Below are 13,379 nucleotides of genomic sequence, written 5' to 3' on the forward strand. Positions count from 1 at the left end.
AAGAAAAATGAGTTACACTATTGATACTACTTACGCGCTTTCTAATAGTGAGGGTTCGTCACAACGCACTACCGGTAAGATGATCGTGTTTCACTCGACAGCTAACCTAGATGCATCAGCCAAGAACAACGCGGCCTTTGAAAAGCGTACGTGGTCAAGCAATGAAGCATACGTTCATTTCATTGCCGGTGATGGTATTGTTTATTCTGTTGGCAGTGTTGGCTACGTTGCTTGGGGTGCTGGCCAAACAGCTAACGCGATCGCGCCTGTGCAAATCGAAATGGAAGAATCAAGCGACAGGGCCAAACAATTGCGCATCTACAACACGACGATTGAACTGATCCGCGACATGTGCAAAAAGTTGGGCATCGCGTACACATTCGAGGCCAATTCGTACACGGGAGTACAAACACATCGCCATATCGCTCAGATGAATGGTGAAACAAGTCATACCGACCCGTGGGCACCACTGGCACGTATCGGCAAGAGTAAAGGCCAAGTAGCCGCCGACATCAAGAATGGGGTTGGTAAGGTTACGGCGACGACTGCACCAGCTCAGACGCCGGCTAAACAAGCAGCTACTAAAGGCGCCGTGCTTACTAATGTGACTTACGATTTGCACCAGCTCAATGGTACTTGGTTAGGCGAAGTCACCAACTTTAGCAGTGATCCGGTAAATGGCTTCGCGGGCAACCCGAATCATGCTCATGATGCTCTGGTTGTCAAAGTCAATCATGGTAGCGTCAAGTATCGCGTCCACACCTCTCAAGATGGCTGGCTTCCATATGTTACCGGATACGATCGGCGCAATGCTGCTAACGGGTTCGCTGGTATCATGGGCCACGCTATTGACGGCGTACAGATTTACTACACCACGCCCGCTGGCGAAACGTTCCAGCAAGCTTACTACCGATCCCAAACAACGAAGCGCGCTGGTTGGCTTCCAGCAGTTCGTGATGACACCGACTTTGCGGGTATGCTTGGCGAGCCATTGGATCGCTTGCAGATTAAGATTGGGACGGCTAACCCGTTCTAGCTCATCACTGCCTCACTCTGCTAACGCGGGGTGGGGCTTTTTTGATTGCAAAAAAATAAGCCCCAGATCGGGACTAGGCAACGCATTTTGGAACGCTATTAGATAGTAGGCTTTGTTCGTCAGGCGTCAGTGGCCGACCAATCACGCGGGGGAGGTCGTCGAGCAGCTTATCTGGCTCAAGATAACCGATTGTGGATGAGCCAAGACACAATTTCACCCAGCCACCACGAATTGATGCACGTTTGATTTGATAGTTACCGATTTTGATTGGTAGCTTCATCTTGATCACCTCGAAGTCATTATACAAACATGTGTTCGTAAAAACAAGATGGAAGCGTAACTTTCAACAGGATGTGGTACGGATGCGGTACAACGGGCTCTGGACGTTGATATGCCGCGGAAGCGAACTTCTTGCCCGCATCAGCACCACATCGACTCTCGATCAGAAATGGTCGAGGGTATTTTTTTACATTTTTTTGCTGAGCACCAAATTGGCATCCCTTGCCGCCAATGTTATATCCTTAAATTAAGGAGGTGACATGATGACAGATTTGAAATCAACGAAGGACAAGGCCTTGGGCAAGATCGAAGAAACCACCGGTAAGTTGCTGAAGGATGACGAAATGGAAGCCAAAGGCAAAGCCAAGCAGCTCAAAAGCGAAGCGGAAGCTAAAGTTGACGAAGCGAAGGATAAAGTCCTCAAAAAGGTCAATGACGAAATTGACAAGCACAAAAAGTGACATCAATGAGGCGCAAATCACTGCGGCCTGATGGGTTTGAACAACAAAAAATGAGGCTGTCGTCAAAAAGGCGACAGCCTCATTTTCTTTATCCCGTAAAGCTTTGCCGCAACACCAACTCTGCGCCCATGTGGCAGACGAATTTTGGCGCCGTACGCTTGCCAGCCAAAGCATCGACTAACATACTGACCGCCATGCGGGTTTCGTCATCCAAGCTGATATTGAAAGTAGAAAGCGGCGGTGACAGGTACTTCGCCAATTCCAGATTGTTGACGGAAATCAAAGCCGTATCGCGTGGCACCACGACGCCTGCATTGTTGAAGACTTGTAGAACGCCAACTGCAAGCGGATCTGACCCAATAAATAAACCTGCAGGCAAATGATCTGGTCCGAATTTATCTAACGCCTGTTGCGCCAGGACTTTGCCATTGGTGACCGAGACATTACCATGGCTGAAGACGAATTCAGGCTCCCACAGCCCGAGTTGTTGCATATACTGTTCAAAAATACGTTCACGAATATCTGGTTCTTCTTGGTGGGTGTTGGGGTTGAAGTAAGTCGGCCCGATAAAGCCGATCCGAGTGATGCCCGCTTTGACAAACGCATCAATGGCACTGCGCGTAATTTGCGATAAATTCGGCAGCACCGCATGAAAGCGCGTCGGATCAGGGTTTGAATCCAAAAAGACGCCATAAGGGCTAAGCGCGCTTAACGCATCGAGTTCTTCGGCGGTAAAGTTGCCCATCGCCAAAAAACCATCCAGTTTTTCTTGAATTGCTTGAATATCTGTTCCGTGTTCATAGATGTGCAGGCGCATGCGGGCTTTATTGGCATGTTCTTCTAAGCACTCGCGCATGGCTTCAAAATAAGTATCTTGCAGATCCTCTTCTGGCGTCAACCAGTAAAACAACCCGATATCATGACGCGGTGGTTCTAAGTTGCGCTTGGTATAGCCGAGCTGTGCAGCCACAGCGAGGATTCGATCTTTGGTATCATCTGTGATCGAAAGGGTCGGATCATTATTGAGCAATCGTGATACCGTGGCAGAAGAATAGCCAGACTCTGTGGCGATTTGTTTGATTGTGACCATGCGGTACCTCCTTAGTATGCTGATCATCGCATATCCTACCTCTTTAATTTAGCACATTAGTAAATTATTTACTAGCCTTAACGCCTTGATCGCACAGACTTTTCAAATTAATTTTAGCAATTGAATTAATACATAACTAAATAATTTTAGAAAATAGTTTACAACTATGCCGGGATGGTGCTACACTACAAATGTAGTAAGCGGTTACACATATTCGTCGGCAATTATGAAAGGGGAAAAATTATGAAGAAGTCCGTCCTGATCGCGGCTGTGAGTACTTTAGGGTTGTTGCTTGCGGCTTGCGGTCCAAGCAATAGCTCAAAATCGAGTGACACCAGTGCGACCAAAACCAAATCATTGACTGTATGGGCTGATAAAGATAAGTCTGATGGGATCAAGTCCGCGGTCAAGCAATTCGAAAAAGACAATAATGTGAAAGTCAAAATTGTCGAAAAAGCTTATGCGGATCAACTTGAATCTTTGCGCCTGGATGGGCCTGCAGGATCTGGACCTGATATTATTACGATTCCTTCTGATCAAATTGGGACGGCAACCACTGAAGGGCTGCTTAAACCGTTGACTGTTTCAAAAGCGACGCAAAAACAATACACCGACTCTGCGATGCAATCACAAATCGTTAAAGGCAAAGTTTACGGCTTACCACGTACCATCGAAACGACCTTCCTTTATTACAATAAAAAGCTCTTATCCGAAAAAGATCTGCCTAAAACCACTGATGAATGGCTGACGTATTCGAAACAACAAGTGGCAGCGGGCAAATATGGGTTGCTCGCATTGTGGGACCAAGTTTATTATGCCGGCGGGATCTTATCCAGCTACGGCGGCTACATTTTCAACAAAGATGCCAAAGGGAACTACGATACATCAGACATCGGGTTGAACAATGCCGGGGCGGTGAAGGCTGCGACTTACATCAAGTCCTTCTATGATGCCGGCGTCTTTCCAAAAGGCATTTTAGGTGATCAAGGGATCAACACCTTGGATTCCTTATTCACTGAAGGCAAAGCCGCAGCCGTCATTTCTGGTCCTTGGAATATCCAACCTTATAAGAAAGCTGGGATCGATTACGGCGTTGCGGTATTGCCAACCTTACCAAATGGTAAGCACATGCGCTCTTATATCGGTGTTAAGAGTTGGAACGTCTCCAGCTACTCCAAAAATGGCGCGATGGCTGAAAAGTTAGTCAAATACCTGTCCAACAAGCAAAACTTGTTGACGGCTTTCAAGAAGACCCAAGAAGTGCCAGCTGTGAAGTCTTTGGTCAACAGCACTGCCGTCAAGAACTCGATTGGTGCTGAAACGGTGGCTAAGCAATCGCAATACGCGGAACTGACCCCAAGTATTTCTGCGATGGATCAAGTTTGGGATCCAGCCAACAACGCCTTGCAAGTCATCAACACCGGCAAGCAAGCGCCGAAGACGGCTTTAGACAACGCAGTCAAAACCATTAAGAGTGCGATCAAAGCCAACAAGAAGTAGTCATTGAAAGGCCGGGCGCGCGTGGCCCGGCCTTTTATGATCGGCTGCGAGTCCGTTTCGTTATTGAACCGGACCGATCTAATGGCTCATGCAGCGACCATGCCAACAAGAAAGTGAGGAAAAATCGTATGGCACAAAGAATCGAGGTCAAGCCTCAACGCCGCCACGCCCGCATTGCGGCAGCGTTATCGATCATCCCAGGCTTGGGACAACTTTACAATCGTCAGTGGGTAAAAGGCATTTTTTATCTGTTGGTGGCTGGACTTTACTTAAATGGTTTTGCCAATTTATTCAATATGGGATTTTGGGGGTTGATCACCTTAGGCACCGAAGTTCCCCGCGATAATTCGATTTTCTTACTAGCTGAAGGCTTGATCGCTGTTTTGGTGCTGGCCATTGGGATCTTGTTTTACTGGTTGAATCTGCGTGACGCTTATAAAACTGGGGAAGCCATCGACAATGGGGAAGCGGTCATCAGTTTCAAGGCAAGTTTCCACAATGTGATGGACCGCGATTATCCTTATTTGATGGTGAGCCCTGGGGTGTTACTCTTGGTTTTCACCGTGATCTTCCCGATTTTATTCAGTTTTGCTTTGGCCTTTACCAATTACAACTTGTACCACATGGCGCCAGCGAATTTGGCGGATTGGGTCGGGTTGAAAACTTTTGCCCAGATCTTCACCGTCGATATTTGGCGTTCAACGTTCTTTAGTGTTTTAGGTTGGACGGTGATTTGGACCTTGGTGGCGTCAACGCTGTCGATCGTGTTAGGGATTTTCTTTGCCGTGTTGGTCCATCAAAAAGATCTCAAGTTCAAAAAGTTCTGGCGGATCATTCTGGTTTTGCCTTGGGCCGTACCTGGATTTGTGACGATCTTAGTTTTTGCTGGGATGTTTAACGATTCCTTTGGTGCCATCAATACCACGATTTTACACGCATTAGGGATCAAAGCGATTCCTTGGCTGACCGAAGCCAAGTGGACGAAAGTGGCGCTGTTAACGATTCAAGGCTGGCTGGGTTTCCCGTATATCTTCATTGTCACCACCGGGGTTTTACAATCGATACCAGAAGATCTTTATGAAGCCGCGTTGATGGATGGGGCCACGGCGATGCAGAAGTTCCGGCAGATCACGCTACCATTTATCATGATGCAAATGATGCCGATCATCATCACCCAATATACCTTCAACTTCAACAACTTCAATATTATTTACCTGTTCAATTCTGGCGGTCCTGCGATGCCAAACTCCACGGCAGGCGGGACAGATATCTTGGTTTCTTGGATCTACAAACTGACCTTGAAATCCAATCAATATGCCTTAGCTGCGGCGTTGACCATTTTGCTATCAGTCTTTGTCATCGCCATCGCCCTTTGGCAATTCCGGCGTTCGCAAGCCTTTAAGGAGGGATAGTCATGCACACCAACTCACAATCACGCTTTTGGCGCTTGTTGCTCACGTATGCGGTGCTGATCGGCATTACCGTCGTGATCATTTATCCACTGGCTTGGACTGTCGGCGCCAGTTTCAATCCTGGGAACAGCTTGGTTTCGACGAGTTTGATCCCCAAACACCCAACGTTTGCGCATTATGTGGCGCTGACCAAAACCAGTGCGACTTTTTATTACTTCCGCTGGTTTGCCAACTCCATTAAAATCAGTGTCGCCACGATGATCTTATCGGTGATTTTCGTCTCGATGACGGCCTATGCTTTCTCTCGCTTTAAGTTTGTTGGGCGCAAAAATGGCTTGACCGTGTTCTTGCTTTTACAAATGATCCCACAGTTTTCTGCGTTGATCGCCATTTTCGTTTTGGCGCAAATGATGGGCATGGTCAATTCCCACTTGCTATTGATCTTGATTTATACCGGTGGGCAAATCCCGATGAGCACCTATTTAATGAAAGGGTACTTTGATTCCATTCCCCGCGACTTGGATGAATCAGCGCGCATCGATGGTGCTGGTAATACCCGGATCTTCCTGAAAATCTTGATGCCACTGGCGCGGCCAATGCTAGCCGTGGTGGCGATGAACGGCTTTACTGGACCGCTAGGCGACTTTGCGATTTCTAGTGTTATTTTGCGCAATCCCAAAGCATATACTTTGCCAATCGGGTTATATAACTTGATCACCGATAAAATGGGGGCCAGTTACACGACTTTCGCGGCTGGAGCGATTTTAATTTCCGTACCAGTGGCCATCGTCTTCTTAATGTTGCAACGTAATTTCGTAACCGGATTGACTGCAGGGGGGACAAAAGGGTGACAAAATGGACAACAACTCATTTATTACATGGCGGGGATTATAACCCGGATCAATGGCTGAACTATCCTGAAGTCTTAAAAGCCGACTGGCAGCTGATGAAGCAAGCCGGCATCAATACCGTCACTGTGGGGATCTTTTCTTGGGCGGCGTTAGAGCCGACTGAAGGCGAGTATCACTGGCAGTGGTTGGATGACGTCTTTGATCAAGCGGCGCAAAACGGCATCAGTATCATCTTAGCAACGCCAAGTGGGGCTAAGCCTGCCTGGCTAGCACAAGCTTATCCTGAAGTGTTACGCGTGGATGAATATGATCATCGTTTGCATTTTGGTGAGCGGCATAACCACTGTTTCACTAGTCCCGTCTATCGGCGCTATGTGGCAAAAATCGATGGCTTATTGGCCAAGCGTTATGGCCAACGCAAGAATTTGATCTTGTGGCATATTTCCAATGAATTCGGCGGTGAATGTCACTGCGATTTGTGCCAAGCAGCCTTCCGTCAGTGGTTGAAGACCCAATATGCGAGCTTGGATGCGTTAAATGACGCCTGGTATACCGGTTTTTGGGGGCATCATTTTGACAATTGGGATGAGATCCATTCACCGACTCCATTGGGTGATACGACGCTTTTAGGGCTGACCGCAGATTGGCGGCGCTTCGTGACGGCGCAAACGATTGATTTTCATGACGAGGAAGTGGCAGCGATTCGCCAGTATTCTGACAAGCCCCAAACCACGAACTTCATGGCGGATACCGAAGATCTTGAACCATTCCACGGCTTAGATTATGCCGAATTTGCCAAACATGTCGATGTGGTGTCATGGGATTGTTATCCCACTTGGGAGAATCCGGCGATGACCCCAGCGCAACTCGGCAGTAAAATTGCCATGATCAACGATTATTTCCGCAGCTTGAAGCAACAGAATTTCTTGATCATGGAATCCACGCCATCTTTAGTGAACTGGCATGCGTTCAACCGGGCGAAAAGACCTGGTCAACACCGACTAGCTGCCTTGCAGTTCTTGGCGCAAGGGGCAGATTCGGTCTTATACTTCCAGTGGCGGCAATCGCGCGGTGCTTCTGAAAAGTTCCACGGTGCGGTGGTGGCCCAAGATGGTCGCCCTGATAATCGGGTGTTTCAAGATGTGGCTCAAGTTGGTCATGACTTAAAGGCGCTACGGGGATTGGCTGGTGTCCAGCGAGAAGCTGCACGCGTCGCCATTGTTTATGACAAGCAAAGCCATTGGAATCTTGATGCGACCCAAGCATTTGCGCAAAGCACCAAAAAATATTGGCAAACGCTCCAACAACAGTATGATTATTTCTGGCAACGGGATATTCCAGTCGATATTGTCGGCGTTGAGGCAGACTTAAGTCGCTATGCGGTAGTCGTCGATATGATGCACTATGCGATGCCGCAAAGCTTTGCCGATAAATTGCGCGCTTATGTCCAAGCCGGCGGGGTGTTGATTGGCGGCTATATCAGTGCCTTAGTGGACCATCATGATTTGGCCTATACTGGCGATTTTATGTTGGCGGATCTCTACGGCGTTGAACGCAAAGAAATCGACACCTTGTATCCCTCAATGCAAAATGGCGTGGTCATCGGTGATCATACGTATCCGATTTACGACTATGCCGAAGTGTTGGCCTTAAACGGTGGCCAGGCGTTGGGCCACTTTACGCAGGACTTCTACGCCGACGCACCAGCGATCGTAACGCACGCATTTGGGCAAGGCCACACCTATTATGTCGGTGGACGCGGGGATGCCGCTTTGCTGGCGAATGTGTATGATGAAGCGCTGGCCGGCTTGGACCTGAAGCAACAAACCGTGATCGCACCACAACCACTAGTCTCAGTGCAAATGCGTCGTACGCAAACGCATCAAGTGGCGTTGGTGATGAACTTCAGTGATTCGGCGCAAACTGTACAGGTTTTACAAGATGGCATCGACTTGTTATCGGCAAAGGCGGTGACGGCTGGGGAAATCCAGTTACCTGCCTATGGCGTGATGGCAATTCAGTTGTCGAATCAATAGTCTCGTTCATATTAAACGATATCAACATCGAAAAGCCTACCTTATGTTAGCAAGGTAGGCTTTTTGGGACTAGTCAGGTGAGTTTACAAAAGGTAGAATAAAGCAATTAGCGCAGGCCATCAGTTGATGGTCTTTTTCATTGGGGAGCTTGAACATGACAAAAGCACGTACCACTGGCCATATCGCCGCGTTGATCACGATTTTAATTTGGGGTACGACTTGCATTGCGACAAAAGTGTTGTTGCGTAGTTTCAATCCGGTCACAATTTTGTTAGCACGATTTGTCATTGGGTACTTGGCATTATTGATTTGGAAGCCTGGGCTTTTACATATCGCCGATCGCCGGCACGAATGGTTGTTTGTCGGTGCTGGATTTTCTGGCATCACAATTTACTACCTCTTAGAAAATATGGCGCTGACGCAAACCACTGCCAGCAATGTCGGCATTATCGTAACCGTTTCGCCATTTCTCACGGCGCTGTTGTCGACATGGTTTCTAAACGCCAAGCGGCCAACGATTTGGTTTTATATCGGCTTTGTGGTGGCCATCAGTGGCGTGATTTTGATTTCAGATCCGGGTAGTGCCGCTGGTCAAGGGAGTTTGGCTGGGGATGGCTTGGCCCTTCTCGCTTGTTTCGCATGGGCTATTTACTCTGTGTTGACGACCAAAATCGGTGAGTTAAATCTCAATGTGATCCAATCAACGCGCCATGTGTTTTTCTACGGATTGATTTTTATGCTGCCGATTGCGTATGCACTTGGCTTTCACTTGAATTTTGCGACCTTGCAACAACCGCAAAATTGGGGCAATTTCCTATTTCTAGGCATTGGCGCTTGTGCGTTGTGTTTTGTGACTTGGAATCTTGCGGTCAAGCGCTTAGGTACTGTGGTCAGCAGTGTTTACATTTACTTGGTCCCAGTGATTACGTTGATATTCTCCGTGATTGTGTTGCATGAACCGTTGACGGTGCCATTGATGATCGGCGCGGCGCTGACGTTGGCTGGATCGTGGTTGTCAGGCAAAAATTAACAGTCGGGTGGCAATGGTGAAGGTCACCAGGGCACCCGACTGTGTGTATCGCAGATTAAGCTGGTAATAATTGCAGTGTCAAGAAGATGAGGATCAGGACACCAACGAACCCGAGTGTTTGCCACTCGTTGCGCAGTGATTTTTCGCGGTGTTGTTGGACGACCACCAGCCGCCACTGCATCCATGCCAGCAAAATAATGAACAAGATGATCAGCGCTTTGCCGCCGAACACCAAATTGCCAGGCCGTCGTGAATAAAAGCCAGTGTGAATGGCAGCATCGGGTAAGATTAGTAAATAACTCGAAAAAGCCAATCGGAAAGCTTGGGCCCGCGGATGACCTAAGTGAATAAACGCATGTCCTACCTCACTTTCCGTCAAAAAGTTGTTGCAAACGATAATGCCACCACCAATCAGGGAGGCTAATTTGATATTCGCCAAGTAAACGGCCGATGGCTTTGACGTGTTCAGGGAAAGTTCTTGGCGGTGTTTTGACTTGGGCCAAAATCAACGGATCAAAATAAGTTTCCGGCACACTCAGCAGCTCGCCGTTTAATAAGATGCGAACCTCGTTTGTTGCTGAGTGCAAATTTTGCCAACCATAACTGAATGCCGTTAAATCACGCACGGTTACGGTGGTCGCGGTTTGCACCAAGGCATCAAGCCAGTCCGGGTCTAGCTCACCTAATTTCGTAATTTTGTACAGCGCTGACTGGGTCGGATGCGGGAAAACCGTCGGCACATGCACTTGTTGAATCGAAAGTTTTTGTTTGGCACATAAACCAGCCAACCACCACAAACCGATCACATCAAGTCCACCAAAGGCGCAAAGCACTGTTGGTTTGAATGGCGGCTTTTAACTGGGTGATGGCCGCTTGGTCTACGTTTTGCAGACTTTGGGCGTCTGAATCATTGCCTTGCCGCCCTAAACCTAACTGGCTGGCCTTAAATTGGTAGAAATTTGAATTGACGGCATTGAGGCGGGCTAAATCACCAAATTGCAAATCAGGCGGTAACGCCAAGACGTCGAAATCATCGTGATTGGCCAAAGTCCGGGCAAAACTGGGATCAAAAGTCAGGTCTAACATGGCAATCTCCTTGATTGTAAATTGCTTTGATAGGGGTATATTTGAGTTAATGATAGCGCTGTCGGTAACGGCTGGCAACATTAAGGCGGGGGTATCTCAATGGCTACAAATCATGATGCGACGAGGTTCAAACTCAGCGAATTGGCTGATCTTGGTCTACAGTTTTGCGCTGTTGACATTCCAATCGTTGGTGGTGTCATCGCAGTCGTCAAGTTGATCACTTTGCCGATTTATGAAATTTATGCGCATCATACTGTTAAGCCCGAGCTCAAAGTCGTGTGGCAGCGCGCTGACAAACTGGGCTTGAATGGTGCGGACCTCAAGCGCCTTTCCGGATCAAAGGATTTTGGGTCGATTGATTGGGCCAGCAGGCGCAACGGCGGGATCACGCCACCACTTGATTTAATTCGCAAGGTGAACGCAGAGCTCACCAAACGGATTAAAGTTAAAATATCTCGTTAAGGTCATCGCCGCGATGACCTTTTTAGTTGTGTTGCGTCTTGTCAGCGGGGTATAATACAAACGAAGATGACAGCGCTTATTTAATAGAAGAAACTGATCGAATTCGGCAGAGCCTGGAGTCAGGACACGGCGCCAAAGTTGACAAACTATGGAAATTTACGCAAAATAGATTTTGAAAAATCTAATTGGGAGGATGCATTCATGAAACGATTGAATCTAGTCGGACAGAAATTCGGGCGCTTGAGCGTCGTCAGCTATGCCGGTGTCGCCAACAATGGCAATGCCCGCTGGAATTGTGTTTGTGATTGTGGGAATGAATGTGTCGTTGACGGCTATCGCTTGCGCAAAGGGATGACCACCAGTTGTGGGTGTTACCGGCGTGAATACATGAAAAAAGCGATCATGGCAAATCCCAAAACGCGCGCACAAATGGGCCAACGGGGGCAATTCTCTCGTACTGAAGGCGTCAACGTGTCCGCGGCGACGAAACTGCGCATCACCAATCGTTCCGGCGTGATCGGGGTTTCCTTTGATCGGCAAACGTCCAAGTGGAATGCTCGGTTATTTCTCAAAGGCAAATTGGTGTTGAATAAACAGTTCGTTGACTTTAAAGATGCTGTCGCGGCTCGCAAAACTGCCGAGCAGCAGTACTTAGCGCCAATTTTACAACGCACAAAAAAATCAAATGACTAATTCAAACGACTGCTTGCAGCCGTTTTGTTTTCAGGAGGACAACTCATGACGCGCAAAAGTTCTGCTTACACCATCGCCATTACTGGGATCTTAGCGGCAATGATCATCATGCAAGCCTACATCCCAATGGTCGGCTATATTCGCATCACGCCACTTTGGCCGGCGATTTCAACGATTCACCTCACCGTGATTTTAGCCGGCATTTTGCTCGGGGTGCGCGGCGGCGCCGGTCTTGGGGCATTTTGGGGGTGTATTAGCTTGATCAAAGCTTACACAGACGCCACTGACCCGGTCACGATCTTGTTGTTTCGCAACCCGTTGATCGCGATTTTGCCGCGGATCATGGTTGGGGTAGTGGCTGGCTTGGTGTTCAACCACATCGCCAAAAAGCATCAAAAAGATGTCGTCGGCACCATCAAAATGAGTGTCGCTGGGGTGTGCGGCGCGCTGACCAACACCAGTTTAGTGATCGCGTTGACTTGGGTATTTTTTGCCAACAATGCGAACGCCGTCGTCAAAGGCGCCGATGGCAGTAACCTCGGGTGGTTGTTGATCGGGGCTTTGGCCATCAATGCCATTGCGGAAGCCTTGTTGGCAGGCATTCTAGTCCCGATATTAGGGCAAGCCTTACTCAGATTTAAACGCTAAATGCAAAGGCGCCACCGAAAGTGAGTTTCGGTGGCGCCTTTGCGTTTATTTCATTTTTAAAGCGGCGGCGTGTAAGCTTTGCGCGTCAGCAGTGACGGATTGTAAATTGGCTTCGACAATGTCGGCTTGTTGGCCGAGGGAGCTGTCATATTGATTGAGCTGACCGAGTGCGTCTTCGATGCCAGCTTTGTCGCTGGGATCTGCGGCGACGGTATCAAAGAAATCTTGTTCCGCATCGGTGAGTTCTTTGTAATAGGCATCAAAGGTTTTATGGTCGAGTTTGGCAAGTTTCAACGTCGCAATGGTTTTCTTTAATTCAGATTTTGGCAAGGTCGCGTTATCTTGCGAGTTGATCTTCACCAGTTGATTAGACGCTGATTCCAGTTGGCTTTGCGCGCGTTCCAACTGCTTATAAGCGGCTTCGCGTTTTTGAATCAAGGCGTGAATTTTGCCAACGTTTTGGAAGTCGGCGTTGGGGTGCGTTGCGTAGGCCGTTTCGAAAGTGGATGGAAAAGCCCCGATTTGATTTTGAATCATGGCGATTGCCGCATTTTGTTTGGCGACTTGTACGACAATGGTATCTGAGTTTTTTTTCAGTTGCGCCTTTTGATCAAAGCCTGTGGCACAAGCACTTAAAAACACCATCAGGCCGAGCAATGGGAGCCAAAGTTTTTTCATGTCGCCGCCTCCAAACCGTTTCTTTTATGGTAGCGTAAATGCAAGAAAATTTCTAGTCATGTGGGCGTGCGGACAAAAACCTGGACTTCGGGTATGATGTCATTATGTATTCAAAAG

15 protein-coding genes are annotated in these 13,379 nt (G+C 48.1%); 10 read left to right on the forward strand and 5 right to left on the reverse strand.

Annotated features, from left to right (window positions below; translation table 11 throughout):
• Positions 1–7: 7 nt before the first annotated feature.
• Both FD01_RS07965 and FD01_RS07975 read left to right on the forward strand, forming a co-directional pair.
• Positions 8–1,036: a peptidoglycan recognition protein family protein gene (locus tag FD01_RS07965; protein WP_056963599.1), complete on the forward strand. Its 1,029-nt coding sequence runs from the start codon at positions 8–10 to the stop codon at positions 1,034–1,036.
• Between the two features lie 539 nt (positions 1,037–1,575).
• Positions 1,576–1,776, forward strand: a complete 201-nt coding sequence (locus tag FD01_RS07975) for a CsbD family protein (RefSeq protein WP_225436231.1) — start codon at positions 1,576–1,578, stop codon at positions 1,774–1,776.
• Between the two features lie 88 nt (positions 1,777–1,864).
• Here FD01_RS07975 and FD01_RS07980 read toward each other — a convergent pair whose 3' ends face one another.
• Positions 1,865–2,866 carry a LacI family DNA-binding transcriptional regulator gene (locus FD01_RS07980; RefSeq protein WP_056963601.1) on the reverse strand — a complete coding sequence of 334 codons (1,002 nt, stop codon included), beginning with the start codon at positions 2,864–2,866 and terminating at the stop codon, positions 1,865–1,867.
• A 243-nt stretch (positions 2,867–3,109) separates the two neighbouring features.
• Between FD01_RS07980 and FD01_RS07985 the strand changes: the two genes are divergently transcribed.
• The 5 genes from FD01_RS07985 to FD01_RS08005 all read left to right on the forward strand — a co-directional run bounded on the left by FD01_RS07985 (position 3,110) and on the right by FD01_RS08005 (position 9,695).
• On the forward strand, positions 3,110–4,366 hold the full coding sequence (locus FD01_RS07985; protein WP_056963603.1) for an extracellular solute-binding protein: 1,257 nt from the start codon (positions 3,110–3,112) through the stop codon (positions 4,364–4,366).
• A 128-nt stretch (positions 4,367–4,494) separates the two neighbouring features.
• On the forward strand, positions 4,495–5,778 hold the full coding sequence (locus tag FD01_RS07990; protein ID WP_056963606.1) for a sugar ABC transporter permease: 1,284 nt from the start codon (positions 4,495–4,497) through the stop codon (positions 5,776–5,778).
• Between the two features lie 2 nt (positions 5,779–5,780).
• Positions 5,781–6,629 (forward strand): sugar ABC transporter permease, encoded by an 849-nt coding sequence (locus FD01_RS07995; protein ID WP_054713853.1) that lies wholly within the window; start codon positions 5,781–5,783, stop codon positions 6,627–6,629.
• Entirely contained in the window at positions 6,626–8,665 is a 2,040-nt protein-coding gene (locus FD01_RS08000; protein ID WP_056963607.1) for a beta-galactosidase, read from the forward strand. The genes FD01_RS07995 and FD01_RS08000 overlap by 4 nt, the downstream gene beginning before the upstream one ends.
• A 154-nt stretch (positions 8,666–8,819) precedes the next feature.
• Entirely contained in the window at positions 8,820–9,695 is an 876-nt protein-coding gene (locus FD01_RS08005; RefSeq protein WP_054713851.1) for a DMT family transporter, read from the forward strand.
• Between the two features lie 55 nt (positions 9,696–9,750).
• Here FD01_RS08005 and FD01_RS08010 read toward each other — a convergent pair whose 3' ends face one another.
• From FD01_RS08010 to FD01_RS08020, 3 genes are read right to left on the reverse strand one after another with little or no spacing between them, the layout of a single operon-like run.
• Entirely contained in the window at positions 9,751–10,074 is a 324-nt protein-coding gene (locus FD01_RS08010) for a hypothetical protein (protein WP_054713849.1), read from the reverse strand.
• Positions 10,061–10,501, reverse strand: a complete 441-nt coding sequence (locus FD01_RS08015) for a DUF3658 domain-containing protein (RefSeq protein ID WP_054713847.1) — start codon at positions 10,499–10,501, stop codon at positions 10,061–10,063. The genes FD01_RS08010 and FD01_RS08015 overlap by 14 nt, the downstream gene beginning before the upstream one ends.
• Before the next feature lies 1 nt (position 10,502).
• On the reverse strand, positions 10,503–10,781 hold the full coding sequence (locus FD01_RS08020) for a hypothetical protein (RefSeq protein WP_056963609.1): 279 nt from the start codon (positions 10,779–10,781) through the stop codon (positions 10,503–10,505).
• Between the two features lie 99 nt (positions 10,782–10,880).
• Here FD01_RS08020 and FD01_RS08025 point away from each other — a divergent pair, with 99 nt between their 5' ends.
• The 3 genes from FD01_RS08025 (at position 10,881) to FD01_RS08035 (ending at position 12,584) form a co-directional block, all read left to right on the forward strand.
• A complete protein-coding gene (locus FD01_RS08025; protein WP_054713845.1) occupies positions 10,881–11,243 on the forward strand; it encodes a hypothetical protein in 363 nt (120 codons plus the stop codon).
• Positions 11,244–11,444: 201 nt separating this feature from the next.
• Positions 11,445–11,936 (forward strand): hypothetical protein, encoded by a 492-nt coding sequence (locus FD01_RS08030; RefSeq protein WP_054713843.1) that lies wholly within the window; start codon positions 11,445–11,447, stop codon positions 11,934–11,936.
• 45 nt (positions 11,937–11,981) lie between these two features.
• Entirely contained in the window at positions 11,982–12,584 is a 603-nt protein-coding gene (locus tag FD01_RS08035; protein ID WP_054713841.1) for an ECF transporter S component, read from the forward strand.
• Between the two features lie 45 nt (positions 12,585–12,629).
• Here the strand turns inward: FD01_RS08035 and FD01_RS08040 are convergent, their stop codons facing one another.
• Complete coding sequence (locus FD01_RS08040; protein WP_056963611.1) at positions 12,630–13,262, reverse strand: hypothetical protein; 633 nt, start codon at positions 13,260–13,262, stop codon at positions 12,630–12,632.
• Positions 13,263–13,379: the final 117 nt, after the last annotated feature.

The sequence above is a fragment of the Lacticaseibacillus manihotivorans DSM 13343 = JCM 12514 genome (assembly GCF_001435035.1).
Taxonomy (GTDB): domain Bacteria; phylum Bacillota; class Bacilli; order Lactobacillales; family Lactobacillaceae; genus Lacticaseibacillus; species Lacticaseibacillus manihotivorans.

Excerpts from the sequence above, each read along its gene's own strand:
- FD01_RS07965 (WP_056963599.1), top strand. The coding sequence starts at position 8 with ATGAGTTACACTATTGATACTACTTACGCGCTTTCTAATAGTGAGGGT.
- FD01_RS07975 (WP_225436231.1), top strand. The coding sequence starts at position 1,576 with ATGATGACAGATTTGAAATCAACGAAGGACAAGGCCTTGGGCAAGATC.
- FD01_RS07980 (WP_056963601.1), bottom strand. The coding sequence starts at position 2,866 with ATGGTCACAATCAAACAAATCGCCACAGAGTCTGGCTATTCTTCTGCC.
- FD01_RS07985 (WP_056963603.1), top strand. The coding sequence starts at position 3,110 with ATGAAGAAGTCCGTCCTGATCGCGGCTGTGAGTACTTTAGGGTTGTTG.
- FD01_RS07990 (WP_056963606.1), top strand. The coding sequence starts at position 4,495 with ATGGCACAAAGAATCGAGGTCAAGCCTCAACGCCGCCACGCCCGCATT.
- FD01_RS07995 (WP_054713853.1), top strand. The coding sequence starts at position 5,781 with ATGCACACCAACTCACAATCACGCTTTTGGCGCTTGTTGCTCACGTAT.
- FD01_RS08005 (WP_054713851.1), top strand. The coding sequence starts at position 8,820 with ATGACAAAAGCACGTACCACTGGCCATATCGCCGCGTTGATCACGATT.
- FD01_RS08020 (WP_056963609.1), bottom strand. The coding sequence starts at position 10,781 with ATGTTAGACCTGACTTTTGATCCCAGTTTTGCCCGGACTTTGGCCAAT.
- FD01_RS08025 (WP_054713845.1), top strand. The coding sequence starts at position 10,881 with ATGGCTACAAATCATGATGCGACGAGGTTCAAACTCAGCGAATTGGCT.
- FD01_RS08030 (WP_054713843.1), top strand. The coding sequence starts at position 11,445 with ATGAAACGATTGAATCTAGTCGGACAGAAATTCGGGCGCTTGAGCGTC.
- FD01_RS08035 (WP_054713841.1), top strand. The coding sequence starts at position 11,982 with ATGACGCGCAAAAGTTCTGCTTACACCATCGCCATTACTGGGATCTTA.
- FD01_RS08040 (WP_056963611.1), bottom strand. The coding sequence starts at position 13,262 with ATGAAAAAACTTTGGCTCCCATTGCTCGGCCTGATGGTGTTTTTAAGT.